The sequence below is a fragment of the Haloactinopolyspora alba genome, from assembly GCF_003014555.1.
GTDB lineage: Bacteria > Actinomycetota > Actinomycetes > Jiangellales > Jiangellaceae > Haloactinopolyspora > Haloactinopolyspora alba.
Genome location: NZ_PYGE01000007.1, coordinates 80,864 through 99,031, shown reverse-complemented (window position 1 = coordinate 99,031; position 18,168 = coordinate 80,864). Strand labels below are relative to the sequence as shown.

Genomic DNA, 18,168 nt, shown 5'->3' with positions numbered 1-18,168 from the left:
AGCCTATCAGCGTGGCGACGTGGATTCCGGCGCGGCGGCTGTCGGCCCGATCACACGCAGCCCGGCGGCACGCGCCGCCTCCGTCTGCCGAACGTCATAGGCGACCATCACCGCGGCCTCGACGCGCACCGCCACGGCGATGTGCAGCGCATCCAGACTGCGCAGATGTGCGCCGGACAGCAGCCCCGCTTCCACGAACACGGCGCGGTCCATGTCGTAAAGATCGAACCGATCGAGCAGATCCGTGACATGCGCCTGGCTCAGGTTCTCCCGGACAGCGAGACGCCGCAGTTCGGTCTCCAGCAGCACGCTCGACACCAGCGCGTCGTTCGGTCCGAGTCCGTCGAGGAACGCGGCGAGCGCGGAGGACTCCTGCTCATCGACGAGGAGCTTGGCGGCCGCCGATGTCTCGACGTAGACCGTCAACGATCCCCCCGGAGATCGTCGAGTGCTTCCTGGACAGAGCTCTCTCGACGCACCCGGGGCAACTCGCTGAAGCCGCCCGTAACCCTCGCCTCTCGGAATGGTAGTGATCGCGATCGGCGCTCGGGGGGCACGAGCACGGCGACGACCTCGCCGTGATTGCTGATCTCGATGCTCTCACCGGCCTGGACGTCCCGAAGGACCGCACTGCTGTTGTTCCGCAGTTCACGATGCGGAATGGTCCGCGTCACGACCACCACCTCCGTAGCAATCGTAGCACGCTTTACTCCAGCTGTAGATCGTGATCTTCCGGTCGTATCCGGCCGGGCACGGCATCGCGGTGGCACCGCGACGTCTGACGGTCGCCTGTCGTCGCCGGTTCCCGGCCGAGTCGGACGTGCTGTCCTTGTGTTCGAAAGGATGACATGAGTGGCAACTGTTGCCCCTCATGTCCCCTTTCCGACAACGACGCTTTGCCACTTGATTGTCGACGCGAGGACATGGCGGCATGGCCCGTCGGGTCAAATGATCTCCACCGCTGGAGGCCTCCAGCGGTGGAGATCGGTTCAGCGCGGTACTAGCCGTAATGGGCGGCGTGATCCGCCTTCAGGCTCGCGTCGAAGTCCGAGAGCCTCGTCTGCAGCCGCGCGGTCAGTTCGGGGTAGTGATCGGACAGGTCGTAGTGCTCCCCGGGATCGCGGCTCAGGTCGAACAGTTGGGGCATCTCCTCGGTCGCGTCCCAGTCCAGCCGACCGGTGAACCGGCCCAGGTTGCTCTCACGGCGCACGTGCAACTTCCAGTCGCCGTGGCGGATCGCGTTCAACGTGTTTCCCCGGTAGTAGGCGATGTCGACGTGTTCCATGGGTCTGCCCGTCCGAATCGCGGGGAGAATGTTCTGCCCGTCGATGACCCTGTCCGGATCGAGAGGCACGCCGACAGCAGCGCAGAAAGTCGGCAGGATGTCGATGTGACACGTCGGCCGCTCGTAGTCGACGCCGGACCGGCGCATCATCGCAGGCCACTCCATCACGAAGGGCACCTTGATGCCGCCTTCGTAAGTCTCGCTCTTGCGACCGTACATGCCACCCGTGTCACCCACCCACCATGGTCCGTTGTCGCTGGTCAGGACGATACAGGTATTGTGTCGGATGCCGAGCTCGTCGAGCTGCTCCAGGAGCCGGCCGACGAACTGGTCGATCTCCTCGATGGAGCTGCCGTGTGGGCCGCCGGGGCTTTCGTCGTATTCCGACGCGAGCGGCTCATGCGGCTGGGAGGTGGGGATGTAGCAGAAGAACGGCTCGTCGGCGTGGTCGTCGATCCACTCGAAAGCCTTCTCGAACAGAGCCGTCGTGAGCCAGTCCTGGTCGTCGCCGGGCCCCGGGTCGGGCGTGAGCGCCCCGGGATAGACGATCTCGGTCACCACCTCGTGGTCGTCGTACACCGGAATCGTCGGGTAGTCGTTCGAATAGGGAATGCCGTACCAGCGGTCGAAGCCGTGCTCCATGGGGTGGTGCCGTGGCTGGTCACCCAGATGCCACTTGCCGAACAACGCCGTCGCGTAACCGGCCTGTTTCAGGTACTCGGGCAGCAGTGTCTCCTGTTCGGAGATACCTTCACTGCTCCCCGGCCCAACGACGTTCGGCATGTCGACACGGGGCGCCCACGCGCCGGTGAGCAGCGCGGCTCGGGACGGTGTGCACACGGGGCTGCCGGCATAGTGCTCGCGGAACGCGATCCCGCGCCGGGCGATGCCGTCGATGTTCGGGGTGCGCGTCAAGGTCGCGCCGTAGCTGCTGAGGTCGCCGTACCCCTGGTCGTCAGTCATGATGAACACGAAGTTCGGCTTGCTCGCGGGCAGCTGCCCCTCTGCGCCCCCTGACTGAGCGAGCGCGGAGCCGGACCCGCCGAACACGCCACCGGCTACCGTGGCGGCGCCGGCGACACCGGCGCCTTTGAGGACGGTCCGTCGGTCGACATCATGCGTTGTCATGTCGTTCCTCCAGCGGCTCCTGACGTCACACCGGCGGTCACGTCCGCTCGCGTCTCTTCGAGCTGCGTCGTGAGGTCGGCGACGACGTCGGGAAACAGTTCGGCGATGTTGACCGACTCACGAGGATCGCGCGCCACGTCGTACAACGCCGGCATGTAGGCGCGTGCGTCGTTGCCGTACGCGACGTGCAGTTTCCAACGTTCACTGCGCACGGCGTTCAGCCACTCGTTGTAGTACAGGTACACCGGCCCCCGTGCAGGTGTACCCCCGTCGAACAACGCGGACATGTCCGCGCCGTCGACGTCCCCCGGCGGAGTCGCGCCGGCGACACTCCACAACGTCGGCGCGAGATCGAGCAGCGACCGGGGCGTGCCGTCGGTCCTGCCACGTCCGCCTCGGAGCCAGGCCGCGACGAACGGCACGAGCATGGCGCCGTCCATCACCTCCGGCTTGCGGCCCCGAAGGCCGTGGTTGCTGCCCTCGTACCGCGGACCGTTGTCGCTGGTGAAGATGACCAGCGTGTCTTCGCGGCGGCCTTGCCGGCGGCGGATCTCACGAAGCAGCTCACCGAGCTGATCATCGACCGCTTCGACGACATCACCGTACGAGCCCGCGCGCGACGACCTCGCGTACTCCGGATCCACCCGGAAAGGCGCATGCGGGACGAGATACGACAACACCATGAGGAACGGATTCTCACGCTGTCGGCGGGAACCGAGACCGTGCAGGAAGTCCTGCGCCGAAGAGGTGATCCGACGGGTCGTCGACCCGATGTCGATGCCGGCCTCGACCTCGGCGCGGTCCTCGTACCAGCCCAGCGGCGAGACGTCACTGCCGTACAGCGTTCCGGCGAAGCGATCGAATCCCATGTCCAGCGGGTGCTGACCCCGACCGGACCCCAGTCGCCACTGCCCGAACAGCCCTGTCGCGTATCCGGCGGCCTGCAGGCCGGAGGCGACGGTGGGCACGCCGGTGGGCAGACCGGCAGTCGCGCCGGGCCGCAGGGACGCGGGAAGCCCGAACCGCGCACCGAATCTGCCGGTGACGATGCCCGCCCGGGAAGGCGTGTCCGTCGCCGCGGCGGCGTACATCGCCGAGCAGGTCACTCCGGTGCGTGCGAGGCGGTCGACGGTCCGGGTACGGATGAGCTCTCCACCGTACGTTCCGAGATCACCGATTCCCAGATCGTCGACAACGGCCAGCACGATGTTGGGTGGTCGCTGACGAACCATCGTCTACCCCTCGACTCGATGTGAGCGGACGCGGCCGCAGCGCGTCGAGCCGCGCGGCGGCACTGCCCGTTGGTTCTGTCAGGACGGCTTCGCGCGATCAACCGACCATCCGATCGCGAGTGACGTCATGCCCGAAAACACATTATCTTTCGCACTTTCGCCACCAACTTACATAGTTTGTACTTTTAATCATGGAAGATGTCAATGCTCCCGCGGTTCTATATGCGGATTCCCGACCACGACCCGGCTCAGACCCTGGCGCCGACGGCGTCGTCGCCGGGGGCCGCTGCCGCCTCGGCGGCGTCCACGGACCGGCCGGGCACGACGAACGCCACCACGATGCCCAGGGCCGCGAGCCCGGCCGCGGTCCACACGGCCGGCACGAACCCGTCCAGGAACGACGACGCCGACGCGTAGCTGCCGTTCGCGGCGAACACCGCACCGACGATCGCGACACCGAACACGGCCCCCACCTCGCGCAGGGCACTGTTGGTGCCGGCCGCGACGCCGGAGTCCTCCAGCGGGACCGCCGCCACCGCTGTCGTCGCGGACGTCCCGAAGATCATCGAGATGCCGACGCCGGCCACCACGAGCGGCGGCACCAGCGTCGGATAACCCATGCCGACCTCGGCGACCAGCGCCACCCACGCCAGCCCGGCGGACTGCAGCACCAGGCCGAGGAGCATCAGCGGGCGGGTGCCGAACCGCCCGGACAACAGCCCGGCGATCGGCGCACCGACCATCGGCATCGCCGTCCAGACCAGGATCCGCAGCCCTGCGTCCAACGGCGAGTACCCCAGCCCGGTCTGGAACAGCTGGGCGATCATGAACAGCGCCCCGACGAGCGACAGGAACTGGAAGAAGATCACGCCGTTGCCGCCGGCGAATCCCCGGCGCCGCAGGTACCCCAGCGGCAGCATCGGGAACGTCGCCCGCTGCTCCCACTGGACGAACCCGACCATGACGACGGAGCCGGCGACCAGCGCCGTCACCACCTCGGCGCTGCCCCAGCCGATCTCCGGCGCGCGCACTGCCGCCCAGGTCAGCAGGAACAGCCCGGACGCGGCCGACAACATCCCGCGGATGTCCAGCTGCGGGCGCGGGCCGTGACTCTCACGCAGCAACGCGGCCGACAACACCATGACGACGACACCGACGGGGACGTTGATCCAGAAGATCCACTGCCACGAGATGCCCTCGGTGATGGCGCCGCCGAGCACCGGGCCGATCGCGACGCCCAGCCCGCTCACGCCGCCCCAGATCCCGATCGCCGCCGCCCGTTTCGCCGCCGGGAAGATGTCGCTGATCAACGTCAGCGTCAACGGCAGCACGAGCGCGGCGCCGGCGCCCTGGAACACCCGGGCGGCAATGAGCTCGCCGGCCGACGACGACAACGCGGCGGCGCCCGACGCGGCCACGAACACGCCCACGCCGGTCACGTACGTCCGCCGGCGGCCGAACCGGTCGCCCAACGCGGCTCCGGTCAGGATCAGGCAGGCGAAGGCGAGGTTGTACGCGTTGAGTGTCCATTCCAGGTCGGCGAGGTCCGCGCCGAGGTCGGCGCGGAGCACCGGCAGCGCGGTGGCGACGACCACCACGTCCAGCGAGGCCAGGAACGCGCCCAGGGACGCCAACAGCAGTGTCCACGTCCGCCGTGGGGGTGTCCTGATTCCTCCGTTGTCGATCCGCACGAGTCGCTCCGATCGGTCTGCGTGTCGATGACACTCATGCAGACCCGCCGGACGGCCGGATGGAATCGGTGGCGGCGGTCACGGGAAGACCGAACACCTCGAACAGGCCGGGATCGAGGAACGCGGTGATCCGGGCGATCCCTGCGGCTCGCGCCGTCAGCACGTGGATGCCGTGCGCGTGGGCGATGCCGTCGCCGTCGACGCCGTAGGCCGCCGCCGCGACCGTGCCGTTGGCCCGCGTCGGCACCATCAGGTACCGGCCGGCCCCGTCGAACACCCGCGTGCCGAAGAACTCGGCCGCGGAGTCCCGGCCGCTCAGCCAGGCGCGCAACGGCGGCATCTCGATCTCGACGTCGTCGCGCAGCAGCCGCATCAGCCCGTCGATGTCGGCGCTGTGGAACGCCGTCATGTACCGGTCCAACAGCACGCGCGTCTCGGTCTCGGCCGGTTCGACCACGTCGTCCGCACGCGGGGCGGCCACGTCGAGCTGGGCGCGGGCGCGTTGCAGCGCGCTCTTGACCGCCGCCGTCGTGGTGCCCAGGAACCCCGCGACCTCGGGTGCGCTCCACGCCAGGACGTCACGAAGAATCAGCACCACCCGCTGCCGGGCGGGCAGCTGCTGCAACGCGGCCACCAGCGCCAGCCGCACGCTGTCGCGGGTCGCGACGACGGCCGCCGGGTCACCGTCGGTGGCGGCCACGCCGCCCAGCAGTGCGTCCGGGAACGGCTCCAGCCACGACAGGTCCGTTCCGTCCAGCGTGGCCGGGACGTCGGAGACGTGTCCCGGTGCGCCCAGCCCGGACGGCAGCGGGCGTCGCTCGCGCCGCGACAGCGCCGTCAGGCACGCGTTGGTCGCGATCCGATACAGCCAGACCCGCACTGACGACCGGCCCTCGAACCCGTCGTACGAACGCCACGCCCGCAGGTACACCTCCTGCACGGTGTCCTCCGCGTCATGCACCGATCCGAGGACGCGGTAGCAGTACGCCAGCAGCTCCCGCCGGAACCCGTCCGTCGCGGTCCGGAACTCGTCGTCCCCCACGGTCATGGATGTACCTCCGCCACTACGCACGCCTGGTACGAGTATCGACTCGCGCACGCGGCGAAAGGAATCGCTGCCGCGGCGGGCGAGGTCAGATCCAGCCGTGCTTGCGCGCGATGTGGACGGCTTCGTGCCGGTTGGCGGCGCTGAGCTTGGAGGCGGCCGACGACAGGTAGTTGCGCACCGTTCCCGGTGTCAGGGCGGCCCGCGCCGCGATCTCGTCCACCGGCGCGCCCTCGGCGGCCAACTCGAGGACGTCGGACTCGCGCGCGGTCAACGGGCTGTCACCCGCGCCGATCGCCTCCGCGGCGAGCTCCGGGTCGACGTAGCGCCCGCCGCCGTGCACCGTCCGGACGGCGTCGGCGAGCACCTGGGCCGAGACCGTCTTCGGCAGGAACCCGCCGACCCCGCTCGCCAGCGCCCGCTTGAGGTAGCCCGGCCGGCCGTGGCTGGTGACGATCATGGTGCGGCATCCGGGCAGGGCGTCCCGGATCGCCTCCGCGACGGCGATGCCGTCGAGGTCGGGAAGCTGCAGGTCGAGGACGGCGACGTCCGGGCTGTGCGCCCGCGCCATGGCCAGCGCCTCGTCACCGGTCGCCGCCTCGGCGACGACGTCGACGCCGTCCTCGAGGGACAACAGGGCACGCAGCGCCGAGCGGATCAGGTGTTCGTCCTCGGCCAGCAGCACCGTGATCGGCTCGGTCACGACGGTTCCTCCTCGTCGTCGGCATGCCCGGCATGACCCGGCACCCACGCGGCCAGCCGGAACCGGCCGCCGTCCGGGCGCGTGGTTTCCAGCCCGCCGCCCATGTGCTGCAGCCGCTCCTCCAGCCCGGACAGCCCGGACCCGTCCCGGCCGCCGCCTGCGGCCGACACCCCGTCGTTCTCCATGACCAACGTCGCGGTACCGGCGTCCTCGGTGACCGTGATCACGCAGCTGCTCGCGTCGCTGTGCCGGAGCACGTTCGTGGTCCCCTCACGGGTCACCCAGCCGAGAACGGGCTGCACGCCGGGCGCCAGCGCGGCGGCGTCGCCCACGACGCGGGTGTCGACCCCCGCCGAGCGCAGCACCGACCGGGCGCCGGCCAGCTCGGTGGCCAGGTCCGCGGACCGGTATCCGCGTACGACCTCGCGGACCTCCCGCAGCGACTCCTGGGCGACGTCGCGGACCTCGAGCATCTCGGCTTCGGCCTCGTCGCGGCCGCGCCGCGTCAACTGGGCAGCGAGCTCACTCTTCAGCGCGATGACGGACAGGTTGCGGCCGAGGACGTCGTGCAGGTCCCGGGCGAAGCGCAGCCGTTCCTCCGCGACGGCCAGCTGCGCCTGGGTCTGCCGGGAGCGGTCCAGCTCCCACACGACACCCAGCATCCAGACCGAACCCCGATAAGCCGAACCTCCGCTCACCAGCGCCAGCGCAGTCGAGAAGCCAAGTGCGAAGGCCGGCCCGCCCGGATAGCCGAGCGCGACCGACGCCGCCGCGACCCACACCACCGCCCCGGCGAAGATCGGCATCAATACCGAAGTGCGCAGCCGTGGCGTGAACGCCACCACGGCGTAGCAAGTGAACAGCATGAGCCCGAGCCCGGCCGAACCGGAGCCGTCCGGCGGCTGGTCGTCGTCGATCGGGCCGAACGCCCAGACCGACGACGCCCAGCCCAGGACGGTGACCAGGCCGAGGACGACCGCCGCGGACCGCGGCCACGATCGTCGACCGAGATACCAGTCCATCCCCCCGTGCAGAACGCGGATCCCCACTGCGGCGTGCACCGCCGCCAGACCGAGGAAGGCCACGAGGCCAGGTGTCCGGACCTGGAGGGACTGCGCGTAGACGAGCGCGGCCAGCAACACCTCGAACGCGGTCAAGGCGTAGAGCGTGCCGCGGGTGTAGAGGTCGAACCGCTGCGGATCGCTGCGCTCGACCCACCACCCGCTCAGCGCCGACACGGGCAGCAGCCTCTCATGGAGCCCTCACCCGCGCGGCTCCCAGCGGAACCAGCGCCGCAACGCCCAGGCGCCGACCACGATCCAGCCGATCGCGACGGCCGTCGGCAGCGCCGCCGCGCCGAAACTCTCCGCGAAGTCCACCGACGTTCCGTCCGGGGCGAGACCCGCGAGGCCGAGGTTCGTGAGATCGATCACCGGCGTCATCGGCAGGAACCGCGCGACGTCGGCGAGCCAGTCCGGCAGCTCGTGCACCGGCGTGAGCATCCCGGAGAGGACCATGCAGACCATGAGCACCGGCAGGGTGCTGACCTGGGCCATCTCGACGTTGCGGGTGAACGCCGTCGACGCGCCCGCGAGCAGGACGAACACGACCACACCGAGCACGAACCCCAGAAGCGCGAGCAGCACGTTCACCGGGGCCTCGATGCCCACCACGATCGCCACACCGGCCGTGACCAGCACGATCTGGGCGAATGCGACCGCAAGGGACGGCAGGGCGGTTCCCGCCAGGATCTCGGCGTCCGTCGCCTCACCGACCCGCAACCGCTTGAGCACGAGCTCCTCGCGCCGCGCCACGTAGGCGGTGACGAGGTTGTAGTAGACGACGAACAGCAGCACGAAGCCGATCATGATGGTGACCAGCACAGTGCCCACGCCCATGCCGGTGTACTGGTCGACGCCGATGTTGCCGAGCAGTGCGACCATCGCGATCGGCAGCGCGAGCGCGGTGAACATCGCGGTGCGGTTGCGCCACAGCAGCCGCAGCTCCGCTCCCGCGAGCGCCCGCGCACGTCGCGCCGACGCCATCCATGCGGCGGGGCCGCCGGCCGGCGGCGCCGCGGTCGTGGTGAGCTCGCTCATGCCGCAGCCTCCTCTGCCAGCTCGGACGTGTTCTCACTGGCGACCGCCAGGAACGCCTGCTCGAGCGACGCCGTGCGTGCCGAGAGCTGATCCAGTACGACTTCGTGGTGACGCGCCCACAGCATCACGTCGGTCAGCGTCTCCTGCAGCGTGTCGGTGTGCACGGTCACCGCCCGCCCGTCGTCGACGACCAGCGCGCCGGGCAGCTCCGGCAGCGGCGGAGCGCCGGGGGCGTCGCGCTCGAACGTGATGGTCGACGGCTGTGCCGCGACGACCTCGGCGACCGTCCCGGTGCGCACGATCCGGCCGTGGTGCATGATGGCCAGCCGGTCGGCGAGTTCCTCCGCCTCGTCCAGGTAGTGCGTGGTCAGCAGCACCGTGGTGCCGTCGTCCAGCAGCCGCCTGACCAGCGTCCAGGTGTTGCGGCGGCTCTCCGGGTCCAGGCCGGTGGTCGGCTCGTCCAGGAAGAGCACCTCCGGGCGGCCGAGCAGCGCCATCGCCAGGTCGAGGCGGCGCCGTTCCCCGCCGGAGAGCTGCTTGACCGCCACGTCCGCGCGCGCGTCCAGCACCACCATCTCGAGCGCGTCGGCAACCGGGCGTGGCGCCGACAGCGTGCCCGCCCACATCGCCGCAGTCTCCCGGACCGTCAGGTCGCCCGGGAATCCGCCCTGCTGCAGCATGACCCCGATGCGCGGGCGCACGCTCGCCCGTTCGCGGTACGGGTCGTGCCCCAGCACCCGGGCCCCGCCACCACTCGGCGGCGCGAGCCCTTCGATCACCTCGAGCGTGGACGTCTTGCCCGCGCCGTTCGTACCCAGCAGCGCGAACAGCTCGCCGCGCCGTACCGAGAACGTCACGCCGCGGACCGCGTCGAACTCGCCGCCGTAGCTGCGCCGTAGTTCGGACACCTCGATGACGTCGTCCATCCGGGTCCCCCCTTCTCGTCTTCTGCCGTCGTGTCCATGGTGAGCGCCACCGGAGACCACGACCCGTGGATCACGTCATCGGTTCCGATGACCGGCGAGTCCCGGCGTCATGACAGATGTCACCCCTGTTTCGGACGCCTCGGCCGAACGACCCAAAACCGATCAAGACGCTTGACCGGCCGGTTCGCCACAGAACAGGATCTTGGTCGGCATCCGCCCACGATTTCCCATGGATCCGGTCACGTCGTGGGGTCCACCGTACGACCACCTGCGAGAGGACGAGCACGTGACGATGGTCAGCACCCCGCGTCGTGGCCGCGCCAGGCTGCTCTCGGCAGCGGCCGCCGCATCTCTCGCGGCGGCGACGGCGGGAGGTGTCGCGTTCGCGGTGCCCACGGCCCCGAAGGCGCCGTCCGGCCCGATCGACGCGCACCCGATCGACGCGCACCCGATCGACGCGCAGCCGATCGATGGGCAGCGGGCCGACGCGGGCGGCTACATCGTCGTCCTCGAGGGGCAGCCCGCGGCGAGCTACCGCGGCGGCGTGTCCGGGCTCGCCCGCACCGCGCCCGCCGCGGGTGAGCGGCTGCGCCCGAGCTCCGCGGCCGTGCGCGACTACCGCGCACACCTGCGCGACCGTCAGCTCACGCTCGCCCGCGACGTCGGGGTCCGCCCGGTGCACCGCTACACCGTCGCCCTCAACGGTTTCTCCGCCAGGCTCAGCGCCGAACAGGTCCGCACGTTGCGCGCCTCCCCCGGCGTGCGCGCCGTCGTCGCGGACGTCCCGCGGAAGGTCGACACCGTGCACTCGCCGGAGTTCCTCGGACTCACCGGCGACGACGGCCTGTGGGAGTCCGTCGGCGGCAGCGACCGGGCCGGGCACGGGACCGTCGTCGGTGTCATCGACACCGGGATCTGGCCGGAGAACCCGTCGTTCGCCGGCGACGAGCTGCCCGACGGCAGCACCGGTGAGGTCGGCCGCCCGTACCGGACGTCCGAGACCGGCACGGCGATGCTCAAGGCGGACGGCGACACGTTCACCGGCGCGTGCCGGCCCGGCGAGGGCTGGACCCCCGATCTGTGCAACGACAAGCTGATCTCCGCGCGCTACTTCGAGGACGGCTTCGTCACTAACGTCGCCCCCGAGCACCGCGGTGAGCACGAGCAGATCTCGGCCCGCGACGGCGACGGGCACGGCACCCACACCGCCGCGACGGCCGCCGGCAACCACCACGTCGAGATGAGTGTCGACGGCCGCTCGTTCGGCTCCGGGTCCGGCATGGCTCCGGGCGCGAAGATCGCCGCCTACAAGGTCTGCTGGCAGGACGACGACGCGGCCACCGGCGGCTGCTACCCTTCGGACTCGGTCGCGGCGATCGAACAGGCGGTGCTGGACGGCGTCGACGTCATCAACTACTCGATCTCCGGTGCGACCGACACCGTGATGGACCCGGTCGAGCTGGCGTTCCTGTCCGCGGCGTCGGCGAACGTCTTCGTGGCCGCCTCGGCGGGCAACAGTGGGCCGGAGCCGTCCACCGTCGCGCACAACAGCCCGTGGCTGACCTCGGTCGCCGCCAGCACCCACGTGCGCTACGAAGGCACCGTCGAACTCGGCGACGGTCGGCGCTTCCGCGGTGCCATGATCGACGACACCGGGGTGCCGGAACGCTCGCGGCTGCTCTACGCCGGCGACATCCCCGCCCAGGGCGTCGACGCCGCCGACGCCGCACTGTGCGCCCCCGATTCCCTGGACGCGACCGCGGTCGCCGAGGCCGCGCCCGCCGTGGTGCTGTGCGACCGGGGCGAGTACCCCCGGGTGGACAAGTCCGCCGAGGTCGCGCGGGCCGGCGGAGTGGGCACGGTGCTCGGCAACACGGACCCGGCCGACAGCCTCAACGCCGACCTGCACACCATCCCGACGACGCACGTGCCGGCGGGCGACGCGGACGCGATCCGCTCCTACGCGACGTCGCGGCCGGACGCGACCGCCGCACTGCTGCCTGGTGACCGGACCGACCTGCCGCCGACGCCGTTGCCCGTCGTCGCCGGGTTCTCCTCCCGCGGCCCGGCGGAGGCGAACGGCGGTGACGTGCTCAAGCCGGACGTCGCCGCGCCGGGGGTCGACGTGCTCGCCGCGGTCGCTCCGGGTCCGCACAACGGCAACGACTTCGACTTCCTGTCCGGCACGTCCATGGCCGCGCCGCACGTCGCCGGGCTCGCCGCCGTGATGCGTGCCGAGCGGCCCGAGTGGTCCGCGATGGCCGTCAAGTCCGCGCTCATGACCACCGCCTCCGAGGTGAAGACCACGGAGGGCGAGAACGACGCGGACCGGTTCGGCCGCGGCGCCGGCAACGTCGACCCCACTCGGTTCCTCGACCCCGGGCTGGTCTACGAGGCCGGGCCGGACGACTGGCTGTCGTTCCTCGAAGGAACCGGCGAGAACCTCGGTGTCGACGGCGTCGAGCCGATCGACCCGTCGAACCTGAACCAGCCGTCGGTCGCGGTGGGCGCGCTCGCCGGGCGTCAGGTGATCACCCGCGAGGTGACCGCGGTGACACCCGGGCTGTACCGCGCCGAGATCGACGTGCCCGGCTTCGACGCCCGGGTCCGCCCGTCGGTGCTCCACTTCGCGAGACCCGGCCAGACGAAGCGGTTCGAGATCGTCCTCGACCGCGAGACGGCGCCGCTGGGCACGTACGCCCAAGGGGAGCTGACCTGGAGCGGCGGCGGCACGACCGTCCGCAGCCCGGTGGTCGCCAGGCCGGTCGCGGTCGCCGCGCCACCCGAGGTCACCGGAACGGGCACGAGCGGCGAGATCCGCTACGAGGTCGTGCCCGGCTCCGACGGCGACGTGGACCTGACCACGCACGGGCTCGCGCCGGGCGAGGTCACCGAGGGCTCGCTCACACCGGGCGAGCCGGCGGACACCGAGGGCAACTCCTCGTCGCAGGTGGTCACGTTCGAGGTTCCCGAAGGCACGACGACGGCCCGGTTCGACCTGGTCTCCGGCGCCGCCCACGCCGACTACGACATGTACCTCTACGGTCCCGGCGGCAAGGAACTGCCGGTCGAGGGCGCGACCGGCTCCACCAGCGAACGGGTCGACCTCACCGCCCCGCGCCCCGGGACGTACCGCGTGCTGGTGCACATGTTCTCAAGCGCGGACGGGTCCGCCGCCGAGTTCGATCTGCGCACGTTCTCCGTCGGCTCGGAGTCCGGACACAGCGGCGCCATGTCCGTCACGCCCGATCCGATCCCCGGCCGGCGAGGTGAGCCGTCCACGGTGACCGTCCAGTACGACGGCCTGCGGGACGGCACCCCGTACCTCGCCACGATCGGCTACGAAGGCACCGCCACCCTCACCACCATCATGATCAACTGAGCACGAATGATCACGTCCCGCATGGAATTCCATGCGTCACCACCCTTGCAAGCCTGGTGACGCGTACAGAAGCCTCGTGATGGCCGGAGTGAACTCGACACCTCAGGCGGGCGACGACGCCACGGCCGACGGTGCCTGCGTGCGGCTCCAGCGTGCGTAGTGTGCCGCGTGCGTCGTCGCCAGCACGGCGGTGAACACGACGACGGCCAGCGCGGCGCTGCCCGCGGCGCTGAGATCCGGAGCCGGGTCACCGGCTCTGGGCTTGGTGATCAGCATGACGATCACCGGGACGCACACGACGGCGATGCCTGCCGGTGTCCCGGCCGACCGCGGCCGGAACGTCGCGACCAGGCACAGCGTCATCAGGACCAGGGCCAGTACGATGCCCAGCACGGCAGGGCCGCCGTTGACTCTCGCCGCGGTCTCCCAGAGCGTGCCGAAGCTCCGGTCTATCGTGCCGTCCGCCAGGTCGACCCGCTGGTCGTCGAAGATCGGCATGAACACCAGGCCCAGCGCCGCCACGGCAATCGGACCGTAGAGGCGGGCGTAGCCGTCGAAGACCCGTCCGGGCTCGTCGCGCGCGGTCATGCGGTTCACTACTCCATCCATGTGCTGATCGGACACCGCAGGCTATCCCTGCCGGCGGCGCGTGCACGTGGTCCGGCCGAATTCACCCCGCTCCGGCCAGGGACACCAACCCGGCGACGTGCCTACGATGACCGCATGACGACCGAGCCCGACCGAAGCCGCATCCGCTTCCCCGACATCAGCGCCCGCGCCTACGAACACCCCGCCGACCGCGGCGCCCTCGTCGCACTGCGGTCGCTGCGCGGGTTCGACACCGTCCTCAAGAAGATGTCCGGCCTGTTCACCGAACGCAGCCTGCGCCTGCACTTCCTCGCAGGCACGGTCCGCGTCGGCGAGCAGCAGTTCCGCGACGTGCACCAGGACCTCGTCGACGCCGTGCACATCCTCGACCTGCCGGAGACGCCGGAGCTCTACGTCGTCTCCGATCCGTACCCGCGAGCGATGGCCATCGGGGCGGACCACCCGTTCATCGTCATCAGCACCGGCATGTTCGACCTGCTCGACGCCGAGGAACGCCGGTTCACCATCGGGCACGAGGTCGGGCACATCCTTTCCGGGCACGCCGTCTACCGGACGCTGCTGCTGGCGCTGACGAACCTCGCGCTGCGTGTCGCGTGGATCCCGCTCGGCTACGTCGGGCTGCGTGCCATCGTCGTCGCGCTCGAGGAGTGGCACCGCAAGTCCGAACTGTCCTCCGACCGCGCCGGCCTGCTGACGGCGCAGGATCCCGACGCGGCCAAGCGCTCGCTGATGAAGATGGCCGGCGGCTCGCGGCTCGGCAACATGAGCGTCGACGCGTTCCTGCAGCAGGCCCGCGAGTACGACGCCGCCGAGGACGCACGCGACGGGCTGATCAAGCTGCTCAGCCTGCTGGGCCGGTCGCACCCGCACGCGGTGGTGCGCCTCGCCGAGCTCGACCGGTGGGCCACGTCGGGCGAGTACGGCCGGATCCTCGCCGGCGACTACCCGCGCCGCTCGGACGACCGCGACGCGTCCATCAGCGACGAGGTCCGCAACGCCGCGAAGTCCTACCAGGAGGCCTGGAGCCGCACCGCCGACCCGCTCATCGGGACGTTGCGCGACGTGGCCAACGGGGTCGCCGACACCGGCGGCAAGATCTTCGACAACCTCGCCGGCCGGGCCCGCCGCCAGTGACGTGAGCTGCCGGGCCGTGACGCCGAACGCGGATCGTGGGTGGTGGTGAGGTCTGCGTCCATGGTGCGGACGGGCATCGGCGAGCGAGGAACGAGCGAGCCGCGGGCGAGGGCGCAGACCTCACCACCACCCACACCGCACGAACGGCGCGGCGGCTATCCGCTGAGGCTGGGCTTGAGCGACACGATCCGGCTCAGCAGCCCGTTGACGAACGTCGGGGACTCGTCGGTCGACAGCTCCCCCGCCAGTGACGCTGCCTCGTCGAGCGCCACCGGGTCGGGGATGTCGTCACGATAGAGCACCTCGTAGATGCCGGCCCGGATGATGTTGCGGTCGATGGCCGGCATCCGCTCGAGTGTCCAGCTCTCGGAGTAGGTCGAGATCAGCTCGTCGATGCGCTGCCGGTGCGCGATGACGCCCTCGACCAGGGCGACCGTGTACTCGTTCAGCGGCGGTTCCGACGTCGCCATCCGATGCGCCAGCGTCGCTCCCAGCCCCAGGCCGCGGACGTCGGACTCGTACAGGATGTCGAGCGCACGCTTTCGCGCGCGGCTCCTCGCTGGCATCGACGCCGGCCCGTCAGCCGGCTCGGCCGAGGTACGACCCGTCGCGCGTGTCGACCTTGACCTTCTCGCCGGTGGTGATGAACAGCGGCACCTGGACTTCGTAGCCGGTCTCCAGCGTCGCCGGCTTGCTGCCGCCGCTGGACCGGTCGCCCTGCACGCCGGGCTCGGTGTAGTCGATGGTCAGCACGACCGACGCGGGCAGCTCCACGAACAGCGGGACGCCGTCGTGCAGGCCCACGACCGCGTTCCGGTTCTCGAGCAGGTAGTTCTGCGCGTCGCCGACGGTCTCGACCGGCACGTGGATCTGGTCGTAGGTGTCGGTGTCCATGAAGACGAACTCGTCGCCGTCGCGGTAGAGGTAGGTCATCTCCCGCCGGTCGACGTTCGCGGTGTCGACCTTGACGCCGGCGTTGAAGGTCTTGTCGACCACCTTGCCGGAGAGCACGTTCTTCAGCTTGGTGCGCACGAATGCGCCGCCCTTGCCCGGCTTGACATGCTGGAACTCCACGACGCTCCACAGCTGGCCGTCGAGGTTGAGCACGATGCCGTTCTTCAGATCGTTCGTCGTCGCCACGTCGCCACGTTGCCTTCTCGTCGTCGATGCCGTCCGGACGACGTCGTTCGGCCGGCCGGGCCGTCGGCCCGGCTACGCACCGTTCACACGTCGAGGACGAGCAGGTCCTTGGTCGTCTCTGTGAGCAGGTCGGGACCGCCGGCGGCCCGAACCACCAACGTGTCCTCGATGCGGACACCGCCACGCCCCGGAAGGTAGATCCCTGGCTCGACGGTCACCGCCATGCGGTCGGCCAGTGTACCGGTCGCCGAATACCCCAGCGTGGGCGCTTCGTGCACCTCCAAGCCTACACCGTGGCCGGTGCCGTGACCGAACTGCTCGCCGTAGCCCGCGGCCTCGATGACCTCCCGGCTGGCGTTGTCCACGCCGATGCATTCGTCCCCCACCGTCAACGCGGCACGCCCGGCTCGCTGCGCACTGGCGACGATGTCGTAGATCTCGCGTTGCCAGTCCGCGGGCTCGGCGCCGACCATCGAGGTGCGGGTGCAGTCGGCGTTGTAGCCACCGTACGCCGCACCGAAGTCGATCTTGAGCAGGTCGCCGCGCTGCACCGGCCGGTCGGACGGACGGTGGTGCGGGACGGCGCTGTTCGGGCCCGCGGCGACGATCGTCTCGAACGCCACCCCGTCCGCGCCGTGCGCGTACATCCGCCATTCGAGATCGCGCGCGATCTCGCGTTCCGTGCGGCCGGTGAACCCGCCGGCGGCGTAGAGGTCCTCGAGCGCCCGGCACGAGATGGCACACGCCTGCCTCAGCGCGGCGATCTCGGACTCGTCCTTGACCGCCCGCAGCCGCTCGACGCCACGGCCGAAGTGCACCAGCTCGGGCGGCTCCCCCGACGCGCCGGACTCCGCCAGCGACGCGCGGATCGACTCGGCGCGCTCCAGCGTGACGTCGTGTGCCTCGACGCCGAGCCGCGCGGCCCCGTCACGGGCGGCCCGTGCGGCCAGCACCGGCGCGACCTGCCGCTCGACGATCAGCTCGAGCTCCGGCGCCGCCCCGCTCGCGGCGGTCGCGTACCGTCCGTCCGTCGCCAGCACCGCCGCGCCGTCCGACCGCACCAACAGCGCCGCGTTGCTACTCGCCAAACCCGTCAGGTAATGGATGTTGAACAGGTTTGTGACTAGAATAGTGTCGATGTTGTCATGATGCAGTTGCTCGACGAGTTCATGACGGCGCTGTTGCTGGATCTCCGGCACGGGTACCATCCTTTCACCGCTGTGACCTGCGGTAACAGTATCACTATTTCGAAAAATGAGACTGCTGCTTCGCAATGGATCATCGTTCGATTAGCATGTTGATCATGCTCAGCTACGGCCTGATCATCGTTGTCATCCTGGCCCTCGTCATGAGCTTTGCGATCGCTCGGAGAAGCTCGACCGCCCGACACGCACCCACGTTCTCATCCCCGCCTACTCCCCCTCCCGGCGTCCGTCTCACCCGCGAACTCCAGGAGGAGACACGCGACGTCGCTTCCCGCGGCAACCCGGAACAGGCCGCCAAGAACCTGCACAAGCAGGCGAGCCTGCCCATGTCGCAGGCTACCGCCGTCGTCTACGCGCTCCAGGCCGGGCAGGTGTTCGCTGAACCCGAGCCTCCGGCCGCCACCCCCGAACCCGAATCCGCGCAGGCCAACCGCGCGCCCGTCGACGCCGAGCTGCTCGCCACGCTGCGGCGGCTCGTCGTGCAGGACCGGCTGCGCCGAACCGCCGCCATCCGGCTGCTCAAGGAGCGGACCGGCATGAACACGAAGGAGGCGCGGCGCTTCCTCGACGCCCTCTGACACGCATCTGC

17 protein-coding genes are annotated in these 18,168 nt (G+C 70.3%); 3 read left to right on the top strand and 14 right to left on the bottom strand.

All coding sequences use genetic code 11. From position 1 onward, the window contains the following. Positions 1 to 6: 6 nt before the first annotated feature. From CLV30_RS11570 to CLV30_RS11525, 10 genes are all read right to left on the bottom strand, one after another. Entirely contained in the window at positions 7 to 426 is a 420-nt protein-coding gene (locus tag CLV30_RS11570; RefSeq protein WP_106537364.1) for a type II toxin-antitoxin system VapC family toxin, read from the bottom strand. Next, positions 423 to 674, bottom strand: coding sequence for a type II toxin-antitoxin system Phd/YefM family antitoxin (locus CLV30_RS27855; RefSeq protein ID WP_205740754.1), 252 nt, complete (start codon positions 672 to 674; stop codon positions 423 to 425). The genes CLV30_RS11570 and CLV30_RS27855 overlap by 4 nt, the downstream gene beginning before the upstream one ends. Before the next feature lie 326 nt (positions 675 to 1,000). After that, entirely contained in the window at positions 1,001 to 2,413 is a 1,413-nt protein-coding gene (locus CLV30_RS11560; RefSeq protein ID WP_106537363.1) for a sulfatase-like hydrolase/transferase, read from the bottom strand. After that, positions 2,410 to 3,645: a sulfatase-like hydrolase/transferase gene (locus tag CLV30_RS11555; protein ID WP_106537362.1), complete on the bottom strand. Its 1,236-nt coding sequence runs from the start codon at positions 3,643 to 3,645 to the stop codon at positions 2,410 to 2,412. The genes CLV30_RS11560 and CLV30_RS11555 overlap by 4 nt, the downstream gene beginning before the upstream one ends. 248 nt (positions 3,646 to 3,893) lie before the next feature. Then, positions 3,894 to 5,336: an MFS transporter gene (locus CLV30_RS11550; RefSeq protein WP_205740753.1), complete on the bottom strand. Its 1,443-nt coding sequence runs from the start codon at positions 5,334 to 5,336 to the stop codon at positions 3,894 to 3,896. 34 nt (positions 5,337 to 5,370) lie between these two features. Then, a complete protein-coding gene (locus CLV30_RS11545) occupies positions 5,371 to 6,384 on the bottom strand; it encodes a sigma-70 family RNA polymerase sigma factor (protein WP_106537361.1) in 1,014 nt (337 codons plus the stop codon). An 85-nt stretch (positions 6,385 to 6,469) separates the two neighbouring features. Then, positions 6,470 to 7,084, bottom strand: coding sequence for a response regulator transcription factor (locus CLV30_RS11540; RefSeq protein WP_106537360.1), 615 nt, complete (start codon positions 7,082 to 7,084; stop codon positions 6,470 to 6,472). Further along, positions 7,081 to 8,322 (bottom strand): sensor histidine kinase, encoded by a 1,242-nt coding sequence (locus CLV30_RS11535; RefSeq protein WP_106537359.1) that lies wholly within the window; start codon positions 8,320 to 8,322, stop codon positions 7,081 to 7,083. Before CLV30_RS11535 ends, CLV30_RS11540 begins: the two co-directional genes overlap by 4 nt. A gap of 24 nt (positions 8,323 to 8,346) precedes the next feature. Beyond that, positions 8,347 to 9,183, bottom strand: a complete 837-nt coding sequence (locus CLV30_RS11530) for an ABC transporter permease (protein WP_205740752.1) — start codon at positions 9,181 to 9,183, stop codon at positions 8,347 to 8,349. Continuing rightward, positions 9,180 to 10,109, bottom strand: coding sequence for an ABC transporter ATP-binding protein (locus CLV30_RS11525; protein WP_106537358.1), 930 nt, complete (start codon positions 10,107 to 10,109; stop codon positions 9,180 to 9,182). Before CLV30_RS11525 ends, CLV30_RS11530 begins: the two co-directional genes overlap by 4 nt. 292 nt (positions 10,110 to 10,401) lie before the next feature. Here CLV30_RS11525 and CLV30_RS11520 point away from each other — a divergent pair, with 292 nt between their 5' ends. Then, positions 10,402 to 13,491, top strand: coding sequence for a S8 family peptidase (locus CLV30_RS11520; RefSeq protein ID WP_240723286.1), 3,090 nt, complete (start codon positions 10,402 to 10,404; stop codon positions 13,489 to 13,491). A gap of 102 nt (positions 13,492 to 13,593) precedes the next feature. Here CLV30_RS11520 and CLV30_RS11515 read toward each other — a convergent pair whose 3' ends face one another. Continuing rightward, positions 13,594 to 14,079 carry a hypothetical protein gene (locus tag CLV30_RS11515; protein WP_129710981.1) on the bottom strand — a complete coding sequence of 162 codons (486 nt, stop codon included), beginning with the start codon at positions 14,077 to 14,079 and terminating at the stop codon, positions 13,594 to 13,596. A 135-nt stretch (positions 14,080 to 14,214) separates the two neighbouring features. On the opposite strand from CLV30_RS11515, the gene CLV30_RS11510 reads away from it, so the two are divergent. After that, positions 14,215 to 15,234, top strand: coding sequence for a M48 family metallopeptidase (locus CLV30_RS11510; protein ID WP_106537355.1), 1,020 nt, complete (start codon positions 14,215 to 14,217; stop codon positions 15,232 to 15,234). Positions 15,235 to 15,389: 155 nt separating this feature from the next. Here CLV30_RS11510 and nusB read toward each other — a convergent pair whose 3' ends face one another. From nusB to CLV30_RS11495, 3 genes are all read right to left on the bottom strand, one after another. Then, positions 15,390 to 15,800: a transcription antitermination factor NusB gene (nusB, locus tag CLV30_RS11505; protein WP_106537354.1), complete on the bottom strand. Its 411-nt coding sequence runs from the start codon at positions 15,798 to 15,800 to the stop codon at positions 15,390 to 15,392. A 13-nt stretch (positions 15,801 to 15,813) separates the two neighbouring features. Continuing rightward, a complete protein-coding gene (gene efp, locus CLV30_RS11500; protein ID WP_106537353.1) occupies positions 15,814 to 16,374 on the bottom strand; it encodes an elongation factor P in 561 nt (186 codons plus the stop codon). An 83-nt stretch (positions 16,375 to 16,457) separates the two neighbouring features. Further along, the gene (locus CLV30_RS11495) at positions 16,458 to 17,573 is read right to left on the bottom strand and encodes a M24 family metallopeptidase (protein WP_240723273.1); all 1,116 of its coding nucleotides are present in this window, start codon (positions 17,571 to 17,573) and stop codon (positions 16,458 to 16,460) included. Positions 17,574 to 17,677: 104 nt separating this feature from the next. Between CLV30_RS11495 and CLV30_RS11490 the strand changes: the two genes are divergently transcribed. Further along, complete coding sequence (locus CLV30_RS11490; RefSeq protein WP_129710980.1) at positions 17,678 to 18,157, top strand: hypothetical protein; 480 nt, start codon at positions 17,678 to 17,680, stop codon at positions 18,155 to 18,157. Positions 18,158 to 18,168: the final 11 nt, after the last annotated feature.

Coding starts and splice junctions, on each gene's coding strand:
- CLV30_RS11560 (WP_106537363.1), bottom strand. CDS start 2,413: ATGACAACGCATGATGTCGACCGACGGACCGTCCTCAAAGGCGCCGGT.
- CLV30_RS11555 (WP_106537362.1), bottom strand. CDS start 3,645: ATGGTTCGTCAGCGACCACCCAACATCGTGCTGGCCGTTGTCGACGAT.
- CLV30_RS11545 (WP_106537361.1), bottom strand. CDS start 6,384: ATGACCGTGGGGGACGACGAGTTCCGGACCGCGACGGACGGGTTCCGG.
- CLV30_RS11530 (WP_205740752.1), bottom strand. CDS start 9,183: ATGAGCGAGCTCACCACGACCGCGGCGCCGCCGGCCGGCGGCCCCGCC.
- CLV30_RS11525 (WP_106537358.1), bottom strand. CDS start 10,109: ATGGACGACGTCATCGAGGTGTCCGAACTACGGCGCAGCTACGGCGGC.
- CLV30_RS11520 (WP_240723286.1), top strand. CDS start 10,402: ATGGTCAGCACCCCGCGTCGTGGCCGCGCCAGGCTGCTCTCGGCAGCG.
- CLV30_RS11515 (WP_129710981.1), bottom strand. CDS start 14,079: ATGACCGCGCGCGACGAGCCCGGACGGGTCTTCGACGGCTACGCCCGC.
- CLV30_RS11510 (WP_106537355.1), top strand. CDS start 14,215: ATGACGACCGAGCCCGACCGAAGCCGCATCCGCTTCCCCGACATCAGC.
- nusB (WP_106537354.1), bottom strand. CDS start 15,800: ATGCCAGCGAGGAGCCGCGCGCGAAAGCGTGCGCTCGACATCCTGTAC.
- CLV30_RS11490 (WP_129710980.1), top strand. CDS start 17,678: ATGCTCAGCTACGGCCTGATCATCGTTGTCATCCTGGCCCTCGTCATG.